The organism is Candidatus Lernaella stagnicola (assembly GCA_030765525.1).
Lineage (GTDB): Bacteria > Lernaellota > Lernaellaia > Lernaellales > Lernaellaceae > Lernaella > Lernaella stagnicola.
The window spans coordinates 141153-167650 of sequence record JAVCCK010000038.1 but is presented as its reverse complement, the minus strand read 5'-3'; the positions used below and the strand labels follow the sequence as shown (position 1 = coordinate 167650).

Annotated in this window: 21 protein-coding genes and 1 other RNA gene; 12 read left to right on the top strand and 10 right to left on the bottom strand. The window is 58.2% G+C overall.

The genetic code is table 11. The features are described 5' to 3' along the window. Positions 1-27: 27 nt before the first annotated feature. From recR to ffs, 4 genes are all read right to left on the bottom strand, one after another. On the bottom strand, positions 28-639 hold the full coding sequence (recR, locus tag P9L99_17750; GenBank protein ID MDP8225209.1) for a recombination mediator RecR: 612 nt from the start codon (positions 637-639) through the stop codon (positions 28-30). 2 nt (positions 640-641) lie between these two features. Then, a complete protein-coding gene (locus P9L99_17745) occupies positions 642-962 on the bottom strand; it encodes a YbaB/EbfC family nucleoid-associated protein (protein MDP8225208.1) in 321 nt (106 codons plus the stop codon). A 15-nt stretch (positions 963-977) separates the two neighbouring features. After that, the gene (gene dnaX, locus P9L99_17740; protein ID MDP8225207.1) at positions 978-2672 is read right to left on the bottom strand and encodes a DNA polymerase III subunit gamma/tau; all 1695 of its coding nucleotides are present in this window, start codon (positions 2670-2672) and stop codon (positions 978-980) included. Positions 2673-2740: 68 nt separating this feature from the next. Next, an RNA gene (gene ffs, locus P9L99_17735) (signal recognition particle sRNA large type) lies at positions 2741-3000 on the bottom strand. 333 nt (positions 3001-3333) lie between these two features. On the opposite strand from ffs, the gene P9L99_17730 reads away from it, so the two are divergent. The 3 genes from P9L99_17730 to P9L99_17720 all read left to right on the top strand — a co-directional run bounded on the left by P9L99_17730 (position 3334) and on the right by P9L99_17720 (position 7096). Beyond that, positions 3334-4194: a hypothetical protein gene (locus P9L99_17730; protein MDP8225206.1), complete on the top strand. Its 861-nt coding sequence runs from the start codon at positions 3334-3336 to the stop codon at positions 4192-4194. Next, positions 4194-5261 (top strand): hypothetical protein, encoded by a 1068-nt coding sequence (locus tag P9L99_17725; protein ID MDP8225205.1) that lies wholly within the window; start codon positions 4194-4196, stop codon positions 5259-5261. The genes P9L99_17730 and P9L99_17725 overlap by 1 nt, the downstream gene beginning before the upstream one ends. 443 nt (positions 5262-5704) lie before the next feature. Further along, complete coding sequence (locus tag P9L99_17720) at positions 5705-7096, top strand: hypothetical protein (GenBank protein ID MDP8225204.1); 1392 nt, start codon at positions 5705-5707, stop codon at positions 7094-7096. Between the two features lie 139 nt (positions 7097-7235). Here P9L99_17720 and nadD read toward each other — a convergent pair whose 3' ends face one another. Continuing rightward, positions 7236-7901, bottom strand: coding sequence for a nicotinate-nucleotide adenylyltransferase (gene nadD, locus P9L99_17715; GenBank protein ID MDP8225203.1), 666 nt, complete (start codon positions 7899-7901; stop codon positions 7236-7238). A 255-nt stretch (positions 7902-8156) separates the two neighbouring features. Beyond that, a complete protein-coding gene (locus P9L99_17710) occupies positions 8157-10139 on the bottom strand; it encodes an ankyrin repeat domain-containing protein (protein ID MDP8225202.1) in 1983 nt (660 codons plus the stop codon). Positions 10140-11307: 1168 nt separating this feature from the next. Between P9L99_17710 and P9L99_17705 the strand changes: the two genes are divergently transcribed. From P9L99_17705 to P9L99_17690, 4 genes are all read left to right on the top strand, one after another. Next, a complete protein-coding gene (locus P9L99_17705; GenBank protein MDP8225201.1) occupies positions 11308-13140 on the top strand; it encodes an ATP-dependent endonuclease in 1833 nt (610 codons plus the stop codon). Positions 13141-13417: 277 nt separating this feature from the next. Continuing rightward, on the top strand, positions 13418-13876 hold the full coding sequence (folK, locus tag P9L99_17700; GenBank protein ID MDP8225200.1) for a 2-amino-4-hydroxy-6-hydroxymethyldihydropteridine diphosphokinase: 459 nt from the start codon (positions 13418-13420) through the stop codon (positions 13874-13876). Positions 13877-13880: 4 nt separating this feature from the next. After that, the gene (locus tag P9L99_17695; protein ID MDP8225199.1) at positions 13881-14870 is read left to right on the top strand and encodes a GDSL-type esterase/lipase family protein; all 990 of its coding nucleotides are present in this window, start codon (positions 13881-13883) and stop codon (positions 14868-14870) included. Next, positions 14860-15723, top strand: coding sequence for an ankyrin repeat domain-containing protein (locus P9L99_17690; protein MDP8225198.1), 864 nt, complete (start codon positions 14860-14862; stop codon positions 15721-15723). The genes P9L99_17695 and P9L99_17690 overlap by 11 nt, the downstream gene beginning before the upstream one ends. A 9-nt stretch (positions 15724-15732) precedes the next feature. On the opposite strand, the gene P9L99_17685 is transcribed toward P9L99_17690, so the two are convergent. From P9L99_17685 to P9L99_17675, 3 genes are all read right to left on the bottom strand, one after another. Continuing rightward, positions 15733-16752 (bottom strand): DUF933 domain-containing protein, encoded by a 1020-nt coding sequence (locus P9L99_17685; GenBank protein MDP8225197.1) that lies wholly within the window; start codon positions 16750-16752, stop codon positions 15733-15735. Between the two features lie 77 nt (positions 16753-16829). Beyond that, on the bottom strand, positions 16830-18641 hold the full coding sequence (locus P9L99_17680) for a hypothetical protein (GenBank protein ID MDP8225196.1): 1812 nt from the start codon (positions 18639-18641) through the stop codon (positions 16830-16832). Between the two features lie 81 nt (positions 18642-18722). After that, entirely contained in the window at positions 18723-19052 is a 330-nt protein-coding gene (locus P9L99_17675) for a hypothetical protein (GenBank protein ID MDP8225195.1), read from the bottom strand. Between the two features lie 140 nt (positions 19053-19192). On the opposite strand from P9L99_17675, the gene bioA reads away from it, so the two are divergent. The 4 genes from bioA to P9L99_17655 all read left to right on the top strand — a co-directional run bounded on the left by bioA (position 19193) and on the right by P9L99_17655 (position 22505). Continuing rightward, positions 19193-20542 carry an adenosylmethionine--8-amino-7-oxononanoate transaminase gene (gene bioA / locus P9L99_17670; protein ID MDP8225194.1) on the top strand — a complete coding sequence of 450 codons (1350 nt, stop codon included), beginning with the start codon at positions 19193-19195 and terminating at the stop codon, positions 20540-20542. A gap of 206 nt (positions 20543-20748) precedes the next feature. Then, on the top strand, positions 20749-21237 hold the full coding sequence (locus tag P9L99_17665) for a phasin family protein (protein MDP8225193.1): 489 nt from the start codon (positions 20749-20751) through the stop codon (positions 21235-21237). A gap of 3 nt (positions 21238-21240) precedes the next feature. After that, the gene (locus P9L99_17660) at positions 21241-21597 is read left to right on the top strand and encodes a phasin family protein (GenBank protein ID MDP8225192.1); all 357 of its coding nucleotides are present in this window, start codon (positions 21241-21243) and stop codon (positions 21595-21597) included. A 104-nt stretch (positions 21598-21701) separates the two neighbouring features. Next, positions 21702-22505, top strand: coding sequence for a class I SAM-dependent methyltransferase (locus P9L99_17655; protein ID MDP8225191.1), 804 nt, complete (start codon positions 21702-21704; stop codon positions 22503-22505). A 29-nt stretch (positions 22506-22534) separates the two neighbouring features. On the opposite strand, the gene P9L99_17650 is transcribed toward P9L99_17655, so the two are convergent. After that, complete coding sequence (locus P9L99_17650; GenBank protein MDP8225190.1) at positions 22535-23674, bottom strand: hypothetical protein; 1140 nt, start codon at positions 23672-23674, stop codon at positions 22535-22537. 242 nt (positions 23675-23916) lie between these two features. Between P9L99_17650 and P9L99_17645 the strand changes: the two genes are divergently transcribed. After that, on the top strand, positions 23917-26463 hold the full coding sequence (locus P9L99_17645) for an SUMF1/EgtB/PvdO family nonheme iron enzyme (GenBank protein MDP8225189.1): 2547 nt from the start codon (positions 23917-23919) through the stop codon (positions 26461-26463). Positions 26464-26498 lie beyond the last annotated feature (35 nt).

Sequence of the window (26498 nt, the reverse complement as noted above, 5' to 3'; positions counted from 1 at the left end):
GCGCCGTGGCGAGCTTTGCGGCAAGGGCTAGGATGTTCGCGAGATCTTTTTCCTGCCCTCCAGGCTCAATTTCAACGTGACGCTGTCCGCGTATTCCAGATCCGACCCCACCGGCACGCCGTGCGCGATACGCGATACTTCGACCGGCCGGCTCTCGAGCAGCTCGACCAGATACGAAGCCGTCGCCTCGCCTTCTCGATTCGGGTTGGTCGCCAATATCACTTCTTCGACGCCGCCCGCGTCGATTCGCGCCAGAAGCTCAGCAATGCGAATCTCCTCGGGGCCGACATTGTCCAACGGCGACAGCGCCCCGTGCAGCACGTGGTACTTGCCCGTGAACGCCCCGGATTTCTCGATGGCGATCACATCTTGCGGTTGCTCCACCACACAAATCGTGGCGCCGCTGCGGTTTTCATCGGCGCAGAGCGAGCAGGGCTGAATGTCGGTCAAGTTGAAGCAAATTTCGCACAACTGGATGCGGTCTTTAACCTCGAGCATCGCCGCGGCAAGGGCGTGTACTTCCTCGCCGGGCGCGCGCAGCATGTGCATCGCCAGGCGTTCGGCAGTTTTGCGGCCTACGCCGGGCAGCTTGGCGAGCTGAGTGACCAGTTCGTGCAGCGGTCCGCGATCAAACAGCATGCCTAGAACAAACCGGGCAGGTCGATACCCATGCCGCCGGTGACTTTCTGCATCTCGGCGGTGATCAATTCCTGCGCCTGACGCATCGCTTCGTTGACTGCGGCGACGATGAGATCCTGCAGCATTTCGGGGTCTTCCGGGTCGATGGCTTCGGGTTGGATGTTGATCGAAAGCAGTTCGTGCTTGCCGTTGACCACGACGGTCACCATGCCGCCGCCGGAACTGGCTTCAATGCGTTTGTCAGCCAACTCCTCCTGGACCTTCATCATTTGTTTTTGGGCTTGTTGGGCCATTTTCATAATGTTTCCGAGACCCTTGGCCATATCGTTTCGCCTCCTCTATTCTTTGGGACGTTTTTCAATCGGTGTCACGGTGACTTCGGCCGCCGGGAACACTTCCAGAATCATCTTGACTGTCGGGTGTTCCAGAGACTCCTGCTCCACTTGCCGCCGGGCGCGGTCGGCCTCTTGCCGGGCCTTCATTTGTTGCTCCAGGCGAGCGGCCGGCGAGTTCGACTTATCGGTCTCGTGCAAAATGATCGTTGCCTGCTCGCCGAAAAGGCTTTGCGCCACAGCGGTTAACGGTCCGCTTTCCCGTTCCATCGAATTGTACACAAAACCGGACGGCAGATGGATTTCCACATGACCGTTGACCCATTCGATCCGGTGTTGCCGCAATTGCGCGGCCACCGCCGGACGCTGCTGCTTGACGGCTTGCAGGAAGGCTTCGGCTGGGTCTTTTTCCGGGTCGATTGCCGGCTTCGACGCAGCAGGCTTAGCCGGTGGCGCAACGCGGGCCGCCGGCGCCGTGCGAGTGGCTCCGGCCGGCTGGTTCGGTTGGCGATGCGATGCCGTTCGCTTGCCGTCACCGCCTCCACCGCTTACCGGCGGCGATTGCTTCCACTCGATGAGTTGGTCGATCAGGTTGTTCAGCGAAGTAACCTTCGCGCCCTGCGCCAAGCGCACCAGGGTCATCTCCAGCACCAGCCGCGGTTGGCCGCTGCGCAGAATCAATTCCTCGGCCTCGGCAAGCAAGTTGAACAGGTGTTCCAGGGTTTCGATGGCCGCATCTTTCACCTGCTCCCGCAGCGCGGTGATTTCCGCCTCGCCGGCGTCGATCAATCCCTCGGGATGGCGGGCCAACTTCGCCGCGACCAAATTGCGGAAATGTTCCAGCAGGTCGGAGAGGAAGTCTTTGACATCCCAGTTGGACGTGCCGAGCCGCTCCAGCACGTCGAGCACCGCCACCGGATCGACGGCCAGCACCGCGGCGGAAATATCCAGCAGCGCCTGCCGATCGACCACGCCGAGCACGTTGGCGATTTCGGTCAGCGGTCGGTCGGGGCCGTAGGACAACACCTGGTCCATGTACGAAAGGCCGTCACGCACACTGCCGGCGGCCTTGCGGGCCACGAGCATCAATACGTCGTCGCTGACCTTTGCTTTTTCGGCCTTCATCAACCGCTTAAGATAGGCGGCGATTTCGGCCAGCGAGATCATCTTGAACTCGTACTGCTGCGTGCGCGAAAGCACCGTGTCGGGAATCTTGTGCACTTCGGTCGTTGCGAAGATGAACACCACGTGCGGCGGCGGCTCTTCCAAGGTCTTGAGCAGCGCGTTGAAGGCGCTTTTGGAAAGCATGTGTACTTCGTCGATGATGTACACCTTGTAGCGGCCCCGCGACGGCAGGTACTTCACGTTTTCGCGCAGTTCGCGCACGTCGTCGACGCCCGTGTTGGAGGCGGCGTCGATTTCAAACACATCCGGGCTGGTGGAAGCCGCGATTTCCTTGCACGAGGGGCATGTCCCGCACGGTTCGGGCGTCGGGCCTTCGGCGCTTTCGCAGTTGAGCGATTTGGCGAAGATGCGCGCCACGGTCGTCTTGCCGACGCCGCGCGTGCCGGTAAACAAGTAACCGTGCGCAATGCGGCCCAGCTTGATTGCGTTGGTCAGCGTGCGGGTGACGTGCTCCTGGCCCACCAGGTCGGCAAAGGTTTGCGGACGGTATTTGCGGGCCAGAACAAGGTACGACATGTCAAACACAACCTCGAGCCGGCGGCGGCCGGCGAGAGAAAGAACATTCGATTTGGCGCGTTTACAGGCCGCACACCCTTCGTCGACCCGCACCCGAGCCGGCGTTTTTCCCTGGGAGCAATGTCAGGAAACCCACGGCACCCAAGCTGTTCTCCTTAGTGCTGCTTCCTTCCGGACCTGACACGGTTCGGAGACGCTTGCCGCGCAGGGCCCAACCTGCCGATCCAGGGCAACTGCCCGGTCCACGCGCTAAGGCCTCGGTCGGGAACTCAGCCCCTCTATAGCGGATTGAGGGTACAGGGCACCGCTGGCTCCCCGCCTAGTGCGGCCTGTAAGCGCGCCAAAACAAATTCGCCTGACTTTCAAGACCAAAGAACCTAACCCATCGGAAGTCGAAATGCTAGCCAGACCTACTGCTACAGTCAAGATGGATCAAAACCGGCCGTTCCCGGTTTTGCGCCCTCGGCCGGTCGAAAAAGTAGGTCTCTTGATTAACCTGTGGCTCCCCAAGTAAAATCAGCAAAATCCGAAACATATCAAGAAAACCGAGCAGGGTCCGCGATCGAGGATTATCGGAGTACGAGGCAACCATCGTTTTGTGTGCGTTTTTCGGATTTTCGATGCCAAGCGCGTTGGTTGGCCGGCTTTAGGACGGGGCGTTATGAAAAAGGGTAGATCTACATCCATCGCGATCGTTTCGATTCTGATATCAGTATTTGTCGTTTTCGGCGTGGCGCTGGCTCAAAACTTGGGCTTCGTGCTCAAAATCGTCGAAAGCAAAATCGTCCCCTTGCAGAATCCTTATGAAGCGGCGGCAATCATCGAGACAAAAGTCCTTGTGCCCGAATACATCGGCTCAAAGGGCTTATCGTTTCGCGCTGCATCTCGTACCAACCGCGTTGCCGAAAATCGATACCAGTTATTTTTCGATTTGCGGGCCGGGAACATGATCAATCCGCGCGGTTTCATGAAACCGGGTTGCGAGAAAAACGGCACGTGCAACCAAACGGTGACAATTCGAGTCGCGGCGGTGAATCGGGAACTTGACCTCGATGTCCCCACTGAAAACCCGGAAATCACCGTAAACGCCATGACGAAAAAAGCGTGGGAAACGTTCGTCAAGGAGAACTTTTACTATGCGTTGTGTGCTCCGATTACGATTGAGTTTGTCGACAATCGCACGCGGATGAATGTCAGCGCCTATTTCAGCTACAGCTTTTCGCCGGACTGGGCACGGATTTGGCGCGCGCAGGAAGCGAAAAGCGGAATCAAACTAAACGAGGCCGGCAGAAGCGAAGTGCGCCGGCAAGCATATGGGGAATTTTACGGCAGCCTGGCAAGTGGGGAGACGTGGGGCGGTGGATTCTCGGTTGTCTTGCCTTCCTACGGCTCACTGCGTTTCAGCGCGCGGCAACACGGATACAACTTCAAAGAGACGACGGTGCGGTTACAGGGAACCGGTGTCCGCTACCTCGCGCAATTGGATAAAACGGCGATGAAAATCATGATTGTGAGGCAGTGATGAGACGTGTCGGTAAACTTACCTTGATTGCGGCTTTCATGTTACTGGCTGTCGCGACATTGCTCGTCAGGGCCGACGCACGCTCGAGCCGTTGCGTTTCGCACGTTGGGCGTGCGGAAAGCGAAGCCTTCGCCTGGGCTTCGGCAGGTATGCCGGTGTGGGTGCTTTCTTTACAAAAAGAAATGAAATTCGCTGAGGTTGCCGGCCAGCGGCGGCGTATGGTTGCGCAAGCGAAGGATCTCAAAAACCGCACGCAGACAAAACTAAACCAGATGAAGGCGCGGCAACTCCAGCGTTCGGCCTTCGAAACCGACGAAGAATACGCCGCTCGGAGGCGTGCAGCCAAACGGCCCAAAGCACCGGAACTGCCCATCGACAAAAGGCACTACGTGATCATGGATTTGCCGGTCAGCATTAAATATCAAAACTGCAAAGGCACCCAATACAATATCATGATCTGGGGAGGCAAAGATTACGCGGTGCCCGGAACGTGGTGCCGATATAAGTATTGGACCTTCGGCATCCCCGCGTTCCAAGCCGGCTCCAAGCCCAGAGAGCTATCGCCGCTATTCAAAAGAGCCTGCTATACCGGCACGAATCTGTACGGGAGACACAATGTCGGCGGCGGAACGAAGAAGTGGCACGGCGAATTCCATTGCATCTACAATGGCCCCGTATTGAATTACATGCATCCGGGGTTGGCCTCAAACAGCGCCGACCCGAGTCCGAGATGTCGGGAGCGAAGGGCTTTCTACCGACTCATGTTCCGTCCCTATAGCACCGGCGGTTACAACATGGAACGAAAACACGTCGTGCCTTTCAGACAGGTTCTCATCAGTAATATCTTTGAGAACATGAACTTCCTGCAGGACGAGCAGGAAGCCAAGAAATACAGTGACGTACTCTCGCGATTGAAATGCACGACGATCGTCGATATTGCCGACGGTTCACGGACGATCGTGGAATACTGGTCGCTCTACGACCCGCAAGACGGACAGGAATACTTCGTGTTGGGCGACCGCGCGCGTTGGGGCGGGCACGTGAACAAATACCATTGGCGGCAATAAACCCGGCGAGCCTCTTTTCCCGCCGGCCGCGCCGGTTTTAATCACCAGGATTGCGCCACGAAACCGGTTCGCTCGGCCCACCGTGACGCCGCTCGTACACCTCGTGCACAATCGGATTACCCGCCCGGTCCACGCGCTAAGGCCTCGGTCGGGAACTCAGCCCCTCGAGGGTACAGGGCACCGCTGGCTCCCCGCCTAGTGCGGCCTGTAAGCGCGCCAAAACAAATTCGCCTGACTTTTACCACAAAAGGAAACGCGGCCGGGTTTTGAACGCCCTCCGGCGCGCTTCGAACGCGCCACACCAAGCCAGAGCGCCGCCAAAGCGATTCACACACGGTTAATACGCAATAGTTTTTTGTATGGCTAAAGCATTGACATTGTTAGGTATATAGTATAATAATAAAAAGTATTCTTCCCATAACCTTTCTTTCAGGAGGATCACAATGAGACGATTGGCTTTGTTTGCTGTGTTCTTAACGGTGTTTTTTTGTGTGGGCTGCAAGCATGTAACCGACATCGACCCCGAACATGGTTTGCCCGGTAGCTATGTAGTTGTGACGGCCAGCGACGACGCGTTTAAAAATTGCGACAGTAATACGGAAGTGTCTTTCTACAACACGATCTCCGGAGGTTGCGTACCCGCCGAAGTGCACGATTGCATGGCCGGCGACTATACCCATGCGGAGTTTATCGTTCCCGATAATTTGCCGGACACCGATCAGAGTAAAAAGTACATCGTCGCATTGTCCTGTTCGCCGAGAAGCGACGAGACCCAAGTCTTCATGGCCGATATTTGCGCGCCCTTTTCCACGGCCGGCATGACGCAAAAGGAAATCGACGGCAAGGATTATTTCGACACCAACTTCGTCAATAGGGACGGTGCCGTACTCGTGAGAGTCCCGGACGTCTGCGGCCCCGGAGGCGAGTGCTTCAGTTCGGAACGGCAAGGTTTGGCGATGATGTACTACGCCTTGGCCGGCGATTGCGAACAATACGTCAAAACGCGCGACTTCATGGAAGAATACATGATGTCGGAATACGATCTGCTGCACTGGGCGTTGGATTCCCATTACCAGACGGAGCACGACTCGTCGGCCTCCATCGACGACTTGAAAGCGCTGGAAGCCGTGCGACTTGCCATCCAAAAATTCGGTAATCCACACGACACCGAAATTGCCACGCGGCTGAACAACGCGTTGATCGATTACGAGATATTGGATGTGGGCGGCGACCCCTACTTCACCGAAGGCGCTTCGTGGGATGCCTACGGCGTGATAACCGACGACTCCCTGCCCCTGTGTTATGCGAACCTACCGGCGATGTCAGATACGATGTCGCCAAGCGCCATTTGGATGGAAACGTTGCTCGACACCGGCGCAGTGATCGTCAACGGTGAGTTCAGCTCCAACATCGGCCTCTATAAATTCGGGTATGATTACCTAACGTCTACCTACTACGACTACCACCCCTTAGAAACAGACCTGAACGGAATCTACCAAGCGCTCACGGGCATGAATCTCACGGCGTACAATACGACGCTGGCCCAGGAGAACCTCGATTTCTGGATCAGTCAGTGGGATACGTACGGGATCATCGCCGGTCACTTCCTGCAGGACGGCACGCCGAATTGCATCTACTGTTCCGACATCTCCATTTACGCGCTCGTTGCGCAATTGGCCGACGTTCTCGACGACGCGGCGTTCTGCAACACGATGATCGGCGCGATTCCGCAAGCGCCTTGCGGCGCGTTCAGCATCGATCCGGCCTACACGGAATTCGGATCCTACGGCAACACGCTGGCGCTGATTGCCCTCGTGATGGAGCGGCAACCCTAACGCGCGACGAAATCATCCTTAAAAGCAAAGGGCGGGCTCTCGGGCCCGCCCTCATGCCGAAATCCTCCGCACAAGCGACCCAAGAAAAAAACCGACTAGCCGGCAGCATTGTGATGCGAACCCGAAGGGCGAACAAACGTCAGGATTGGTAAAGGTCGTGATCGCGGATGTAGTGGATGACTGCCGGGGGCGTGAGAAAGGCGATCGATCCCGCACGGGCGCGGCGGTCGCGGATGTCGGAGCTGGAGATGTCCAATTCCGTCACCGGCACGAAAACGATCTCCATGCCCGATTCATGACGAAACACGCCCGCGTCATCGGTGGTCGTGTAGCGGGCGGCCCAATCGGCGGGCAGGGCGTCGCCGGGGCGCTCCAGCGACGAACCGGGCCGGGCCATCACCGCGAAATGGCAGGACGTCAACACGTCACGCCACTTGTGCCAGGTCGTGATTTCGGCGAATGCGTCGGTGCCGATCACGAAGTAGATCGACGCAAACTCGCCCAGGATGCGGCGATAGTGGCGGATCGTATAAAGGGAATAGCTCGTTTCGGCCCGCATGGCCTCGAAATCGCAAACCGCGAACTCCGGATGGCGGCGCACGGCCAGGCGGGCCATCTCCAACCGGTGACTGACCGGGATGATGTGGCTGCCTTCCTTGTGCGGCGGATCGGCGGCCGGAATGAACCAAATGCGATGCAACGCCAGCGCCTCGCGCACTTCCTCCGCCGTGCGTAAATGCCCGTAATGAATGGGATTGAACGTCCCCCCGAAAAGCCCGATGCGATGCATGAAAGAACCATACACCAACCCACTCCGGTTGACAAAGCAACGCCCGCCAAGCAGTGCCTGGGGCTCGCCGAGCGACCAGCGGGAGCGGTCGCGGTGACAATGATGTCGTCAGACGCACTTGGTCCTAGCGCCGGACCTTGTCCGGGGGGAAAACCGGGGCGGCTTGCCGAAACTGTTGGCCTTTAGATCTTACCTAATCAATCCGTGAGGCATTTTGCGGATCATAGGAATATACGAAAGACCCCTGCCGAATTTGGAAAGGAATTGCAATCAATGTTTTCCATGTTCCAAAAAGAGCTTGATGATGTCTTGTTTTTTCATTTCCTGAGCAAGTTCCATGGGGCTTTTGCCGTCGTTATTTTTCACGTTGATCTCCGCCCCATTCTCGATCAGCAAGGTAATCATTTTTACTTCATCGATGGTGATCGTCAGCTCATCAAAGGAGAATAGCTCATCAAAGGTCTTGTCACGCTGCATACCGTGCCGCCTGACAGCCACGTGCAGTGCGGTGTCGCCGCGGTTGTCTCGGCTGTTGATGTTGATGCCCGCCTTCAACAAAGCCTTTGCCTTCCATAGGGCGTTGGAATCGGCCTGATGATGCAAGGCGGTTTGCCCATCCTTATCGGTGGCGTTCAGATCGGCGCCGGCCTCGACCAAGTGGGGCAAATCATAGGAATCGGCCATGAACAACGGCGTGCGCCCGTCTTGGTTGCGGGCGTTGACGTCGGCCCCCGCCTTGATCAGCATTCGCGTGATTGTCCAGCAACAGCCGGCACTTTGGTGCAGCGGTGTGTTGCCCCGGTTGGTACGAATATTGACGTCAGCGCCGTTTTGAATCAGGGCCTTGGGCAAGTTGTCTCTGCAACCAGAGCTATTGATGCCAAACCAATTTCCGTTACACACGGCAACGTGTAAAGGAGTGAGGCCGTCATGATCGCGAGCGTTGATGTCGCCGCCATGGTCCACCAGCAGTTTCACCGCATCGTCAAAGCAGCAGTCTCGCATTTTGTGCAACGGTGTTCTGCCGTGGTGATCGGCGAGCCGCGGGTCGGCGCCATGTTTCAACAGCAACGCGATCATCTCCCGATCGCCGTCTTGGGCGAATTCGCCCAAAGCCGTATCACCTGTTGAATCTATCGCGTTGACGTCGGCGCCCATAGTGATAAGCCATCTGATCGCGTCGTCATTGCTTTGAATGGCCGCGCGATGGAGCAAGGTGCTGTCGTGTTCATCTCGTTCGTTGATGCTTGCGCCATACCTGACCATCAATTCGATCATCGGCCGGTTTTCGAAATAGATCGCCTGTTGCATGGGCGTCATCTCGCCCCAGTCGGCAACCTCGATAAACGCCGGCGCCGGCGCATCCTTATCGTTCAGCAAATCCGCCAACTCGGGATCGCCGCGAATGTCCGTAACGAAAAGCGGCACGCCGTCTGGCCCGCTGTGCAATTTCAGATTCACGCCGATCGTCATCAGGATTTCGTTTAGTTCACGTGTGCCCCGTGTGGCCTCGTTGGAATGCCAGACACGATCAAGGCTGCCGGTCATCCGGGTATCGACCTTTACACCATGCTTCAGCAGTAGTTCGGCTGCGGCCAGGTGGTTGTTCGCAGCGGCAATCATCAACGGTGTGACACCGCCTCGGCCTGGGGCATCCGGTGACGCGCCCCGTTTCAGCAACACCCGCACGGTATCCGCCTTGTTGCCGTTTACCGCAAAATGCAAAGGTTCCCACCCGCGTTTGGATTTTTGTCGGACGTTCGTCTTGGTGATCAGCAAGCCGACCGCTTCGGCGTGACCGTAAATCGCGCCATAGTGGAGGGAAGTGCGCCCCAGTTGATCCGGCAAATTGGGATCGGCGCCGCTTTCCAGCAGCAGGGAAATGATTTTCCCGTTGCCGGTTTTTGCCGCCAGGTGCAGTGGAGCTGCGCCCTTTGACTGCAAAGAGGTTTCGGACTTTGTGATATCCTTTTGAAACGTTTTCCCCCTTCTGAGTTTCCGCCGTTCCAAATCGACGTGGATCAAGGTGACGGGCATGGCGTTAACATCGGCACCCTGATCGATGAGCTTTTTCACCTCTGCCAAATCGCCGTCTTCGACAGCCCGGTGCAACGGCGTCATCCACGACCCTTCAGTGGTGATGGCGGGCCGGCTTTTTGGCTCTTCAGCATCCGATAAGTGAAAGAACGCGTAAAACAGTATAAACAGGGAAGCCAAGATTCCCGCAATCAGCCCTTTTCGAACAAATTTCATCTGCCCTTCCCCTGGTGCGATGGCACCCGATGGACCTTCGATGACGAATGTCCGCTCATGCACCCAGACGCCCCGGTCGCCTTGACCACATGTAAACCGACATTCCCCATATCAACCTGTAAATCCGGCTCTCTGGGCCCCGCCCGCTGGAAAAGCCACTTTCGACCTTCTGATCTCGCCAAATTCCTTGTGCAATGATAATTATTACTTCCCTCTCGCCTTGAATTCAATCGTAGACCTGACGACCAGGCAGTGCCTGGACCCAAAACCGACTGCGCCCGGCGACGTCGTTGTCACAGCGACCGCTCCCGTTGGTCGCTCGGCAAGCCCGGACAAGGTCCGGTGCTAAAACCGCGTGCATCCTGCGACGTCGTTGTCACCGCGACCGGCGTCTTCGCCGCCTTTGCGAGCTTCACAACTTGTGGCGCAGCCGCCCCCGGCTGCGATATGACATCATGCAAAACCGTAGGAGCGACTTTAGTCGCGACCGGACAAGGTCCGGGGCTAGGACCGAGAGCATCTATCGACGATGTTGTTGCAACGACCGGCGTCTTCGCCCCCTTTACGAGCCTCGCACAAAACCGTAGGAGCGACTTTAGTCGCGATCATGCTCAACCGGACCCAGGGCTCACGCCCTGGGCTATTTGATGTCGCCCCTGCGGGGCTTTGTTTTCCCAGGGTGGCATAGTCTCCCCGCCAATGGCGGGGAGGCTGTGCGGCGGGGAAAAGCGGGGACATGTACTTGTTACGTGTCCCGGTTCTTACCCACATGGAGAGGGGAGGCAGATCGCCGGCATGTTTCGGGCCCTCTCCTTGTGGGAGAGGGACGGCCGTAGGCCAGGGTGAGGGCCGGGCAAGGCCCGGTGCTGAAATCGCCCGGGTGCCATAGCCTCACCGCCGTCGGCGGCGAGGCTGTGCGGCCCAGCCTTGTGTTCACGCGACCAGAGGCGCAAAATTCGTATACTCGGCCCGCCACAACGTAGATTTCCCACCATCGATGTCATTAGCCTGGGAACGAGCCCCTCGACGGAGTGAAAGATGCGTCGGATAATTAAGTATTGAGTCCCGGAAATTCCCCAAATAATTTCATGATCGTGTCGGATATTTGGTACTGTTGGTAATGTCCTTTTGTACGTTATGGTAAAATTGTTATAACTGGGAGCTACTTATGAAAATTCAAAAGATCGAGATCAAACATTTTCGCAGCATACGCAAACTGGAGTTTCAATGCGGACCCGTTGTCGTATTGCTGGGCCCAAACAACCACGGCAAATCAAATATCCTTTCCGCGTTGGAATTCGCCCTAACGCCATCTGTAAAGCCCGCTCAGGAGGATTTCTTTCAATTTCGCGGTGACGATGACAGCCTCTGGGTGGAGTTGACATTCTGTGATCTGACGGAGCAGGAAAAGCGGACGTTCCAAATATATATCCTCGAGGATGGCACCCTTCGCTTCCGAAAAACGGCAACGTTATCGGATGACGGCGCGGTTGAGACCCGTTACAACGGTTACCGTAGCGAGCCCACCGAGCCTTGTCTTCAGGCAGCGAACGCGAAAGACTTTGCTAGCCGTGAGGAAATTAAAGGGACTCCGCTGGCCGACTTCCGTTTCGGGAGCGGACGTATTACCAAAAATATGGTCATAGAAGCTCAAACGGACTATATCAAAAGCCACAAGGCAGAATTATCCATCGAAACGCGGCTTGAATCGGGGCCTTTCCTCGGTGCAAAAAACGTCGCTGGCGGCTTACTCCCGGAATTCTACTTCATTCCGGCAGTGAGGGATCTCACTGCCGAAACCAAGGTAAAAAACACGACCATGTTTGGAAGGCTCGTCAACTACACAATCCGGCAGATGGCCGAGAGAGATGATCGTTTCCAGAACCTAAAAAAAGAGCTAGGCGATCTGATAGGGTCCTTTAATCAATCTGACGACTCGACGGAACGCCCGACTCAACTGATTGAAATGGAAAAACTGCTCAAGCGAGAACTCGGGCACTGGGGTGTCTCGATAGAAATCGAGGTGATGCCGCCCGAACTTGAAAAGATCTTTGAGTTGGGAACGAATTTGCACCTTAATGATGGAGTAAAAACCCTAGCGGAGCAGAAAGGTCACGGTCTTCAAAGGGCGGTAATCTTCGCTCTCTTCCGGGCGTGGGCTTCAGTTGTTGGAGACATGGCACGTGCTGACACCCAAACGAAGCCCCGCGCCTCATCTTCTTCGGTTATCTTCGCGATGGAGGAGCCAGAACTTTTCCTGCATCCACACGCCCAACGCCGGCTGGCGAAAACACTGAATGAGATAGGCGAGGCAGCCCATCACCAGGTCTTCATTTGTAGCCATTCTTCCCACTTCGTCGATCTCGAAAAATATAAATCGCTCTGTATTGTGAAGAAGCCGACCGTCGAAGAGGGAACGACCGTAACACAGTGTGTTACCGATTTGTTTGAGGCGGAAACACTCAGGGAGCGCAAGAAGAGATTTCACATGGCTCATTGGGTGAACCCAGATCGTGGCGAGATGTTTTTCGCAAGGAAAGTAGCGTTCGTCGAGGGGGAAACCGAGAGAACCGTGCTCCCATATCTCGCTGAGAAGAAGATGGGCTGCTTCGATAGTGAGGTGTCAGTAATCGATTGTGGATCGAAGCACAACCTAGAGCTGTACGTGACCATCGCAAACGCATTCCGCATACCTTATGTTGTCGTCCATGATGAAGACCCTTTGCGGGAGACCATACCCGACGATTGGTCGAACGACAAAAGAGACGCTAAGAAACGCACGTTTGAGCTTAACGCGAAAATCGCGAGATTGATTGACCAGGAAATCGGAAACGTGGTGGTTATGAAAGACGACTTCGAACACGCAGCCGGCGTGTCAGAATCGCAAGGGGATAAAAAGGGAAAAGCGCTGGCTGCATTAGACTACTTCGAGTCATTGGAGAAGGCTGATATTAAGGATGTGATACAGGATTTAGTACGCACCATCTACTGTGACGATTGAACGAGGGGATTGCGGAACGAGCCCGGCAAGTTCTCCGTCTCCACGCCCTGGGAGGCGAGGACCCGGCGGCCGCGATCGCGCCGGAGAGAGCGTATTTCCCGGAGGGATTTGTCAATTTGAGAAGGGTCGAGGGAAGGGTCGAGGGCCACCAACCTTAATCAATCGGGGTGATGCGTAAAGTGGCAGCGCAGCGAGTCGGCGTCGTCAGAACGTCGACCGTAGGCGCGGAACCAACTTTGCTGATGCGCGGTGTTCGCAAATGTGTTAATTTCCCTCTATGCCTAAAGCAGCTATTGGTATCGGCAGCAGCCTGGGAGAGAGGCACGCGTCGGTTTTGGCCGCCATGCGAGCCCTGGACGAACTGCCGCGCACGCGGGTCATTGCGCGCAGCACGCTGCACGAAACCGATCCCGTGGGTGGGGTGGCCAAGAACCGGTTCGTCAACGCCTGCGTGATTGTCGAAACCGCGCTGCCGCCGATGATTTTGCTCACCGCGCTGTTCGCCATCGAAGCCGAACAAGGCCGCTTGCGTATCGAACAAGGCGCCGACCGCAGCCTCGACCTCGACCTGCTGCTCTTCGATAGCCTGGTGATCGACGATCCCAATTGCATGGTCCCTCATCCCGACATGCACAACCGCGCTTTCGTTCTGGTGCCGCTGGCCGAAATCGCGCCGGATTGGCGGCACCCCACACTCGAAAAAACCGTCGCCGAACTCGCCGCCGCGCTGGGCTGAAACCGTGCCCGCTTTGCTCACGGTTCATCTGCGACGACACGGCCGCCACTGGCTCGTCTTGCTGGGCCTGCTCATCGTGCTCGAACTGGTGCTGCACGTGGCGATGCCCGAGCCGGTTCACACCTATTTCTACGGCCTCGGCGGGGAGGATTGGGCCGAAGACCCCGAGCTGTTCTGGGTGCCGGTCTTCGGCTTCGCGGATCCCCTGGCCAAAGCGGAGCGCGCCGCGTCCGAACGCTTGATCTATGCCTTCGGCGGCTCGATTCTCACCAATCACAAGGCGAGCACGAATTTCCCCGACGAACTCGCCCCGCGCCTGCCCGGGTGGACCGTCGCCAATTTCGCCACCGGCGGCTACACCTCGCATCAGTCGTTGGTGTTGTTTCGACGCGTGAGCGCGCAGCGGATTCCGGCGGTCGTGATCGCCTCGCACGCCTTCAACGACCGCGGGCCGGGCTTTGCGCCGGATCGCGAGATGGCGGCCCGCAACCATCGCCCGGAGGTCAAGGCGTTGTATTGGCTCTCGCGCAGCAAAATCGTGCAGGCGTGGCGCCGGGTGATGTGGCGCTTGATGGGCTACAGCCCCTACGCGGTCAACCCGCAGCACCCCAACGTCAAGCGACGCGTGCCGCTGCCGGAGTTCACCGAAAACCTGCAAGCGTTTGTGGCGGAGACGGCGCGGATCGGCGCGCGGCTGGTGTTTTGCTCGCAAGCGAGCCTCGACCCTGCGGTCGGCGAGCAGACTCGCCCGTATTTCGCCGTGATGCAGACCTTGGCCGACGCCAACCAACACGTCTTCTATTTCGACGTTCAGCCCGTGGTGTTCGAGGCGTACCGGCGACGGCTTGGATTTGTACCGGTTTTCCCGACCGATCAAGCCGAGCTCCTGCTGCTGCACAAAGACGTTTGCCACTACAACGACGCCGGTCACCTCTTGATTGCCGATCATCTTACTGCTTTCCTGAAGGCGGAGGGAATCGCCGATGCGAACTAGATGGATCATCGCACTGCCGCTGCTCGTTTTGTTGATGCTGCTGCCGGCCTGTAAGAAAGAAGCGCCGCCGTCGCCGACGGGCTCCATGCCTGAATTGCACCGCGCGGTGCGGGCCGGGGACCTGGCCGAAGTGAAGCGCTTGCTGGCCGCGGGAAGCGACCCCGACGTGGTCGCCGAACTGAACGAGACGCCGCTGATCTACGCGATCAAAGGCAGGCATGCCGAAATTGCGCGCGCCCTCGTGGCGGGTGGCGCCGACGTCAACCACGCCAGCACTTTCGGCCGCACGCCGCTTTTTTACGTGCCGCATTTTCAAAAGGAAATGGCTGTGTGGCTGCTCGAAGCGGGCGCGAAGGTCGACGTGCGCACCAGCAACGGCAGCGGCATTCTGCACGAACTGGCCCGCGAAACCGGCGATGCCGACCTGATGCGGCTGATGATCCGCCATGGCGCCGACCCCAACCTCACCACGCCCAACGGGTGGACGCCGCTGCACACCGCCGTGAACCATGCGGTTTCGCGCGTACCGACCGCGATTTTCACCAACGAGGGCATGCGGATCGGCTCGGTGCCCGATGACGCCGTCGGCCTGAATCTCACCCGCATCACCGATGAAAAAGTGCGTGTGCTGCTTGAGGCGGGCGCGCGGGTCAACGCCGCCAACGATGCGGGCGACACGCCGTTGCACCTGGCCGCGAAGAAGGACCTGGCGAATACGGCGCGCATCTTGATCGAAGCCGGGGCCGATAAAAACGCGAAGAACAAAAAGGGCCTGACGCCCGCCGACGTGGCCGCGAAGTTCGACCATCGGGACACGCTGAACGTCCTGCGTGAAAAAAGTGGCGGTGACTAGCGGGGTCGTTTAGACATTGAACCGCACGTGCATGATCTCGCCGTCGCTCAGCACGTAATTCTTGCCTTCGAGTCGCAGCTTACCTACGTCCCGGCACGCCTTGAGCGAGCCAAGTTCGAGCAGCGTTTCGTGCGGCACCACTTCGCCCCGAATGAAGCCGCGCTCCATGTCGGAGTGAATGCGCCCGGCGGCTTTGACGGCAATCATGCCCGCCGGAATCGGCCAGGCGTGCACTTCGGTTTCGCCGACCGTGAAAAAGCAGATGAGGTTCAGTTGGGCGAAGGCTTCTCGAGCGATCAAGTGCGCCGCCGGTTCCCCCAACCCCATCTCTTCGGCGAAGGCCTGCTGTTCGGCTTCCGGCAGCGTCGCCACTTCGGCCGCGACTTCAAGACACACCGGCACGACGTGTCGGCCGAAGCGTTTGGCTTCGGGAATCTCGGGCACGGAGGCGTTGCCTTCGGCGGTGTTGATCACCAGCATTTGCGGGATCAAGGTCACGAAATTCAGGCCGCCGAGCGCGAGCAGTTCGTTCTCGTCCCAGTCGCCGTCCCACAGCGGGCGCTCGGCTTCGAGGAGTTCCTTGGCGTGGTGCACGGCCTGACGGCGGGCGTTATCCATCGGTTGCACGTTGTCGCGCTCGATAAGCCGCTCGCAGATGAGCAGGTCGGCGAAGATCATCTCGGTGTCGATTTTTTCCAGGTCGCGTAGCGCGTCCGCCGGTTCGACCTCCGTAGGGGTTTGGCAGGCCCGTAGGACATGGATGAAGAGGCTGGCCCCCTTGATTTGATCGACGTAGCGCTCGAATTCGTTTCGGCGCTTGCTTCCCTCGGCGCCGGGCCAGGCCGCTTCGCGGGCGCGGATTTCGGCGTACGTGATTTTTTTCGGTTTATACAATTCGACCAAGCGTTCGACGCGCTGGTCGGGCACTTTGATGGTCACGACTTGCACGCCGGCGGGATCCTGTCCCGAGAGCGCCGCCAGCAGCGACGACTTGCCGCAACCGGCCAGACCGATAACCGTAACGTCCATGAAATCCTCCGCGTTTTGCGCTTGCGAAGCTTAGCGGCCCGCACGGTGGTGTCAAGAATGGATTCGCGGCGCGGCGTTTATTCGGTTAAATACGAGCCGATGCAACTCAAGTCGAAGGATGTCGCCGGTGCGCTGACGATCTTGATGCGGTCGTAATCCGCCGCCGCTTCAAACCACTGGCACCAATGCTCTTCGCCGGTATCCGGCCGGGCGCGCGACCGAATGAACAACTCGGGATCGTGGTCGCGATCCACGTCCCAATCCCCGATGGCGTACAACTGGCGGTTGCCGAGCAGGCCCGTGTTGAAAACTTCGGCGAAACCATCGTTACCATCGCGCACGAGGACGCGTCCCTCGTAGGCCAGACGCGCCTTGTCGTTCTGGGTGAAATTGAATTGCTCGACCAGTTCGTAGGTGTCGTCACGATCCAGATCACTTAACAGAAAATAGGCCGTGCCGTTGGTGAGGTTGTACGTGTCCTCCCACAACGCCGCACCGCCGTTCTTGTCGTATATGGCGACGTTGTAGGTGACGACGTTGGTTGCCGTGTAACGCCAAGTGACCAGTCCGTATTCGAGGCCGTCGTCGCCGTCGATATCGACCGGCACCGCGAGTCCACCGCGACCGCGCGTGAGCAGGTACCCGGAATAGTCGGTGTTCAGTTCAATGTTTTTGATCCGGTTATAGCCGTCGGCCGCTTCGTAAAAACGCAAAAAGCCGCCCGCGCCCGATTCCGGGTAGCCGATCAGCAATATTTCCGGCGATCCGTTCGCGTCGATGTCGTAGTTACCGTATCCGTAGAGGTGGGCGTCCTGCACCAATTGCGTGTTGAACACGACGGCGAAATCTTCGTCACCGTCATACACGACGGCCTTGCCGGAATACTCCTGGTAAGTCGCGTCGTAGAAGTTTTTCGTTTCGAGAATCTCCCAGGTGCCGTCGAGTTCCACGTCGGCCAGGGCGAAATACATGAATCCGCGCACCGGGCCGTGATCCTTGCTCCACACCACGGCGTCGTTCTCCGCCCGGCGCACGCGCAGTTCGTAATACCAATCCGATCCGTCCAGAGAGCGTTCGACGGTCATGTAGTGACGGCTGCGGTCGCCGGCGATATTCACCGGGACGTTGAGGCGATTTTCGCTCGCGCCGTACACGTCGATAAAGTGATCGACCGCGGCGTTAACCTGCTTGATCAGCGCGTAGTCTTCCGCGGCTTCGTACCATTCAAGCCGCCCGCGACCGCCCGCGCCGAATTGCGGGCTGGCCTTAACGCACAACTCGGGGTTGCCGTCGTAGTCGATATCCCAAACGCCCGCCGAATAGAGGCTGACGTTGGCGCGCTCGCCGCTGTCGAAGGCGACCATGAAACTGTGGTTGCCGTCGCGCACGGTGATGCGCCCCACATAGGCCGGATTCGTCACGTTGGTCGTTTCAATCAGCTCGAAAGTGCCGTCCGCGTCCAGATCCGCCAAGTGGAAGGTCATCGTACCGCCCTGGATCTCGTAGACGTGCCACCACTCGGCTTTCTTCGTTGACGTGTTGCGTACTTCCACGCGGTAGGTGTTGGTGATGTCCGGGTAGGTTCCCACCGTATCGGTGCGCACGTAGAGATATTCCAAATCCGCGTCGCCGTCGATATCGACCGGGCCGATCAGCGGGTCGCCGTCGTCGTCGTCATCATCGTCGTCATCGCCGGTGTCGTCGTCGTCATCATCGTCGTCGTCGGGGGAATCGTCATCTTGGGAGTCATCATCGCCGGCGGTATCGTTGTCGTTATCGTCGTCGTCGCCGGACGCGTTATCGTCGTCGTCATCGTCGTCGCAGGCGGTGAGCGAAACGACGGCGGCCAACACCACCAAGACGATCAGTAACCACGGAGCCACACGCATCAGATCGACTCCTTTGCGGAGCGTGAAATCACCCCGCGAGCATCAAAGCCCGCGCCCCGCTCCCCGCCGAATTCGGCGGGTTTAGTCTACGAACCACTCCGGTGGGGTGAGACAATCGGCACAGGTTTCGCAGCGTTCCTCCAGCACGTATTCAACCAAGGTGCAGCCCTCGGTCTCGCACTGCTCTTCCGCATATTTGCGGCACTCTTCCGGATCGAGTTCCGGCGAAAAACAAACCGAGGCTCGCGGGCACCCTTCCGAACACAGGGCGTAACAAGCGAAGCCGTCGTCCTCGTCGTCGTTGTCATCGTCATCGTCATCGTCGTCCGCGTCGTCGCAGCCGAGCCAAAGCAGGGTGGTCGCTGCAAACAGCAGCGCGAGCAATATTGTGAGAAAAGCGATTCGCCTCATGAAAGCCTCCGGTTGTTTCCGCCGCCATTAGAGCCGAAAAGCGACCGCCGCGCAATCAGCGGCGCTTGCCCGCGGCGTCGGTTGACACCCCTTTGACCCGATGCGACGCTGATAACTTACCACCCAGAAAGGGAGCGTCCATGTCGCGGTCTACTAAAGAACTACGCCGTCTCGACCGTCGCCACGTATGGCATCCTTTCACGCAGATGAGCGGCTGGCAGGACGAAGATTTCCCCGTCATCGTCGGCGGGCAGGGTGTGCATTTAATCGACAGCGAGGGCCGCCATTACCTGGACGGCGTCTCGAGTTTGTGGACCAACGTGCACGGTCATCGCGTGCCGCAGATTGACGAGGCGCTGCGCGAGCAACTCGATCGAATCGCGCATTCCACTTTGTTGGGCCTGGGCAGCGAGGCGTCGATCGACTTCGCGGCCGCGCTCGCCCCGCATCTGCCCGGCGACCTGGAACGCATTTTCTACTCCGACAACGGCGCGACCGCGATGGAAGTGGCGGTGAAAATCGCCTTCGCTTATTGGCGGCATATCGAGCGGCCCGAAAAGAACATCTTCTATTGTTTCGAGGAAGCGTACCACGGCGACACCATCGGCTCGGTGAGCGTGGGCGGCATCGATCTGTTCCATTCGCTCTACCAGCCGCTGCTGTTCGACGCGCCGCAATTGCCCTATCCTTTCGCGCCGTTGCAGCCCAAGGATCGAGACCGTGACGCCTTCGCCGAGCAATGCTGGGCGCAAATCGAAACCACCCTTCGCGACCAGGCCGCCTCCGCCGCCGCCGTCGTGATCGAACCGCTGATGCAGGGCGCCGGGGGCATGCGACCGGCCCCGGCCGGGTTCCTGCGCCGCCTGCGCGAGCTTTGCGACGAACTGGATATCCTGCTCATCGTCGACGAAGTCGCCACAGGTTTCGGGCGCACCGGCAAGCTGTTCGCCTGCGACCACGAAGGTGTCGTCCCCGACCTGATGGGCATGGCCAAGGGCATCTCCGGCGGCTACCTGCCGCTGGCGGCGACCGCTGTGAGCGAGAAGGTTTACGAAGCCTTTCTCGGGCCGCTTTCCGCGCAGAAGACTTTTTTCCACGGCCACACCTACACCGGCAATCCGCTGGCTTGCGCCGCGGCGAAGGCGAATCTGGAAATCCTCGTCGAACAGGCGCTGCCCATCGTGCCGGAACGGGTCGAGGCGCTGGCGGATTGTCTGCGCACCTGTGAGGAGTTGCCGCACGTGGCGCAGACCCGGCAGGTGGGGTTGATGGCCGGGATCGAACTGGTGGCCGATCCGGAGACCTTCGAACCCTATCCCGCCGACCGGCGCATGGGCCACCAAGTGACGTTGGCGGCGCGGCGTCGCGGGGCGATCATCCGGCCCTTGGGCGATGTGATCGTGCTGATGCCGCCGCTGGCGATGACGCCGGCGCAGATCAACGAATTAAATCGTGTTGTGGTGGATTCCATCGTCGAGGTGACCGGCTGAAAACCGGTATAACGAGACAGTACGCTCTGGATACAACAAGAAATTTCACCGGCAATATCATCTAATTAGCCTCAATTATGACGCGGTGTGTAAAAAATTTGTTGACAGCTATGACGCACCGTGTTATTTATTTCTCAAGTTTGATGGGTTGAACATCTCTCTGACATCAAGCGTAAGTTATTTATATTTCCCGAAGGAGGACCGTTATGGTCGACAAAGCGAAAGAACTGATCCCGAGTTTCATTATGGATGGCATCAAAAACATCTCTGAGCCGCTCAACCGGGCCGAAAAAGCCATCGAACGTGCGCGTGAAACCTTGATGAAGCGTGCCGGCGATCTGGATACCAAAGACGTCAAGAAAGTTTTCGACGACGTGCGCAAGCAGATCGAAAGAGCGCGCGGCGAGTTGGAATCCCTTTTTGCCGATGGTATGGGCCGCACGATGCAGGCGTTGAACCTGCCGAGTCGTGAAGAGCTCGAGGCGGTCAAGGCCGACATCGCGCAGCTTTCGAAGGATCTCAAGGCGCTGAAGAAACCGGCGAAAAAGGCTGCCAAGAAACCGGCCGCTCCGAAGAAGGCCGCTCCGAAGAAGGCCGCCAAGAAAGCAGCCCCGAAGAAAGCCGCTCCGAAGAAAGCCGCCCCGAAGAAAGCCGCCCCGAAGAAAGCCGCCAAAAAAGCCGGCCGGAAGAAATAACTCATGAACGCACCGAACAAACAGGATAGCGGGTCCGGTCACATCGTCCCTGAATTGCTTACGCACCTTTGGGATGAAGCCCAAAAAGCGATGAACCGGACCGAAGCCCAAATCTCGACCTTCACCAACACGTTGGTCGACAAGGGCACCGTGACCCGCGAGGAGGCGACGCGAGCGTTCGCCGATATCCTCAAGCGGATGAACACGAACCGAAAAGAGATGGCGGTGTTCATGGACGGCAGTCTCGACCACGTTTGTCGAGCCTTGCACATCCCGACCCGCACCGAGATGGATACGATTCGGCAGCGAATCGACTCCCTGCGAAAACGGATCGACGCTGTGCAGGGAAAGATCAGCTAGACCCCAATCACGATTCATTCGTGACCCTTGCTTATTTTCAGCCCGGCGTTGTTGCGCCGGGTATTTTTTTATTACATTAGGGTACCTCAACCACGGAGTGAGCGATGAGTTACGAAGCTCAGTTGCGGGAAACATTCGGCGAACTGGACCTGGGTGTTGAAGACCTCTTCCTGCTCGACGATTTCCAGATCGGCTACCTTCCGGAGCGAGCGCCGCGGCGAGAATTGGCTGTCACCCTGCACGCAAATCCTGCCTTGCGACGCTATTTCGTCTCCAAATGGCCGCCGATTGCAACCTATCTGGCAACGATTTTACGACTATTTCAGCCGGTTGATGACCGAAAGACACTAATTTCCTGTGCCGATCGCCTCGTCTGGGAGATCGCCGAGATGATCGTCTACAACAAGCATCCGGACTTTTTCGCGCGCTCGACCGGCCGCGTCGATCTCGCCGAAATCACGAAAATCACCCCGCTGGCCGGGAAGGTTGTCATCGACGCAGGGGCCGGACCCGGCACGCTTGCCTTTCCCGCAGCCGCCGAGGCGAAGCTGGTTATGGCCGTTGAACCCGCCTCGGGCATGCGGCGTTATCTCCGCGAACAAATTTGCGAGCGTAACGTGTTGAATATACAGGCTATCGACGGATTCCTGCACGCGATTCCCCTGCCTGCCGACTTTGCCGACGTCCTGCTGACCTGCCGCGCCATCGGCTGGAACCTGGAGGCCGAACTGGTTGAAATTGAACGCGTTTTGCGGCCCGGCGGTTTCGCGGTGCACCTCAGCGGCTACCAGCAAGACGAAGCGAATCCGGTGCACGAAACGCTCGTCGCCGCCCCGTGGAACTACCATGTCGAAACCTACGTCGAAAACGGTATCACCAAGCGTAAGTATTGGAAACAACTGAGTTAAGAGAATAGTGCCGCGCCGGCAATGTCAGGTCACGGCAAAGGATTCACCGACGTAACCTGCCATTCCCAAACGCCGCCGCCGTCGAAGGAAACGCCGTCGAAATCGAGGCTGCCCTGCGCAAAGGTGTGCGCCTTGCGGGAAAAGGTCGGCGCGAAGCGGCTCCAGGCACCGGGAAAGGGATCGCGGTACTCCTTCGCCGCGCTCACTTCGTAGCTAAAAGTTCGCCCGCCCGCCAGGTGCAGCGTGGTCGTGTGGCGGCGCAGATAGCCGTCGGCAGCGGCGTTCTCGGCGAAGTCGTAATTCACCTCGCCGGAGACGATTTCCCACTGATTTTCCCCTTCAGAAACGGCACCTTCCACCGTAAACTCGTACGTCCCGTGTTCGCCCAGGCGTTCCTTGAACCACACGATCGAGGCCACTTTGCGCCCTTCGGGGCCGGTCCAAAAGAAGGGCTCGTACAGCCAATACCCTTCCACCAACTCGCCGGCGGGATCGTTCGGATCGTACGGCCCGAAGTCCCACCAGCGCTCGAGCGTGGCGCGACCGGTCACCTCGTAGCTGCTTCCGGCGTGGTCGATATTACCGCCGGTTACATAGGCGTCGTAATCGGAGAAAAACGTTTCGTTCCACCAGCGGCGATGGGCCACGACGATATCGAATTCCGCCTGGAATTCCGGATGGTTGACCGTGATGTGAAACAGCCGTTCGTCCGCCGGATCGCGCCGCACCCGCAGCAGCGGAAACACCGCCACGTCGTAGTAGGGCACCGCGCCGTAATCCACCGGCGTGGAGGTGACATGCGCCCCGTCAAACAGGTTGTCGAACATCCCGCCGTCCTTGGTATAAAGACCGCCGTAGGTGCTGTGGTAGTAGCAGCCGTCGACGAGGTAGCGGTCGATCCAAAAATAGATGTACAAGCCTAGAAAAGGGCTGTCGTTTTCGTCGAACCGGGCGACCAGCCAGCGCGCCTCCGACTGCCCGTAGCCGGCCGGCGGCGTTTGCGGCGCTCCGCAGGCCGGGAGCGCCAATTCCTTCAAAACGATTGGTTCCAAACGCGAACCCGCCGCTGCCGACAACGCCGATTCGCGGTCGGGCATGGGTTTATCCGCACCGCACGCGGCGAAAAGGGCGAGGCAGAGTAGCGCGACGATGGTCGGCCGGAATCTCATGGCGGCGCCTCCAAAGGCGTCAAACGGATCTTCGCGGAACGTTTTCGGTCCCAGGCAATAGTGGGCGGGTTGGCCGCCGCCGTCAACGCGGGAGTTCCCTGCACCACACCGGCTTTCAATTTATTCATCATGAAAAAGCCGTGTGCATACGGTTATGTTGACAAACGGCCTCTGTTGCTATCTTCTTATGTAAATTCTAGACAGCCAACAAATTAATCGAATTATCGTTAGCGAGCGGATCGATGAAAAAAGTGCCCTCAACCACCGGCAACTTGCCTCAACGCAAACCCAAATATCTCGGTGCGATGTTGACCTTTGTAAAAGAATTGAGCGCAGAGCAGCTCAAAGAGTTCCCGATACTGCGTGGGTTCGTAAACGCCGTGCAGAAGCTCTCCGACGATGAAGCCGGGAGAAGGCAAGAGGAACTGCTTAATCGGCTGGTAGGGATCGGCGAACAGACTCAGGAGGACCTGGATTTCCTCACCGAAATCAACCTGCTTCAAACCATGCTGCTCGTTAAACTCCTGAGCAAACACGATGCCGCCGACATTTCTACTGAACAGCGCCGCCTTGCAGTTTTCTCCTTGGAGACCGCCCTTGGGGATTACGCTGAGGATCTCCGCGCCGACCTAAGCACAGCGCTGGGCAACACACCGGAGCATCCGGAACTCTTCCACTTTGTTGAGCAGCCGGTCAGCCGGTACGCCCCGCCGGCGCGGAATGAAATGGAAGCTGGTCGTGAACAATTCATCAGTTCAAACCTGGATGAGGTGAAGGAGGCGATTCGTAGCGGCCGGTCGGTTCTGCTCGTGGCGGAAGCGGGAGTCGGAAAAAGTGTGGTGCTGTGGCACTTGGCACTATCGCTCTGCGAGTCCGGTCAGGACGCCATGGAACACCTGCCCGTCATCTGCAAATGCAGCGCCCTGAATCCGGTGCCCTACGGTCGAAAACTTGCGGAGTGGCGAGGGCTAATCCCGAAGGCAATGCCCGCCTCGGTCGACCTGAGATCGCAGATCGCCACCGACCTGGTTGACAACCGGCGGGTGGTTTTCCTGTTCGACGGCCTGGACCAGGTCGGCGATCCCGCGCAGCAGAAGACCATCACCGACGAAGTGCTTGACCCAAAACGTGAGCGCTTTTCCGGCTGCCCCGTGGTGCTGACCTCCAGGTTCGAGAAGGTGAATGTACCCCAATTTCACCAAGACGGATTTGCGGTGTTCAAGTTAGAGCCCTTCGACGATGAGGGCGTGAACGCGTTTTACGGCGAGGAGATGCTCGAGAACCCTCAAGTGCGGAATCTGCTAACAGATGAGGAATTGCGCTGCGTCGGCTTCTTCGCCCGAATGGTGAAATGGATGCACCATACCGGCGGCCTCGCCAAAATCACGACGAAGGGTGAATTATTCAGGCAATACCTCGGACGCTTCCTGCAACGGGCGGCTGACGCGGGGTACGTGAAGTCCGTTGAACTTCAGGGGATCGAGGCGTGCTTGCGGGATATCTCCTTGGCCGCTTATCAGCAGGATGAACCGGCAATTTTAGAGGTTCCGTCTGAAATCGTGGAATGCTTCAAGCATCATCAAAGATACCTGGATGCACTCGACCGCGCCTCGTTAGCCTACCTGCGCCCCATTGTTGACCTGGAACCTCACGACCCGCTGGCCGCAGTCACCTCTCGCCCACTGGTTTTCCAGCACCAAATTGTTCAGGACTACTATGCGGCGCAAGCGCTGCTGCGGAAATGGGACGAAGGTGTCGAAGCCTTCAACGCCGCGCTCGGCCAAGTGGGAACGTTCATTCTGCGTATGGCCGAGTTCATCCTGGAAGGGCTAGTTGAGCGGAATGCGCCCTTGAGACCGATTCACGACCAACTCTACAAAAATCAACTTCAGGTAGGTGAACGCCTCTGGAGAATGACCTACCTGCTATACCTGCGGGACAACCTAGTCGAGCGGTTGGGGTTGGAAGGAGAATTGGCGGCTATCCGTGACGACGAAGCCGAGCAGGCGCGAGAAAAACAAATCACTGAATTTGGTCCCGAGCCCTGGGAGTGGTTGGAAATCCCGGGCACGGACATCCGGTACAAGATGATCAAGATTCCATCGGGGCTGTTCCTCATGGGTGGGTGGAGAAACAACGACGAGAAGCCGGTTCGTTGGATCGAGATCACCAAGCCATTCCTGATGGGTGAGGTGCCGGTGACGCAGGGATTGTACGAAGCTGTGGCCGAGGAGGAAAAGAAGCCAAGCCGTTTCAAGGGGGAAAACCGGCCCGTGGAGCAGGTCAGTTGGCCGGACGCGGTTCGTTTCTGCAACGCGCTCTCGAAAAAGCTCGGCTACGCCTCGGCGTATGAGATCGAGGGGGACGATGTCCGGCTCGTGGAAGGCGCGACCGGCTTCCGGTTGCCTTCCGAGGCGGAGTGGGAGTGCGGTTGCCGGGCGGGCACCACGACCGAACGCTACGGCGAGATCGATAAGATCGCATGGTACACGGACAACTCCGGAAGAGAAACGAAACCGGTCAAAGATGAAAAAAAGTTAGCCAACAAGTTCGGCTTGCACGACATGCTCGGAAATGTCTGGGAGTGGTGCCAAGATTGGTATGACGATAAAGGGTACTTGAAGATGCCAGGGGAAACCCAACTAACTCAAGATAACTCAGCGTACCGTGTTGTCCGCGGCGGTGGCTGGGGCGATACTGCGGGGGGTGTGCGCGCGTCGTTTCGGGACAGGTACTTTCCGGTCGACCGTATCAACGACGTTGGGTTTCGTATTTCCCGGGACTGTTAAGAGTTACCCTTTGGCTCTTTTTCCCTTTTACCCTT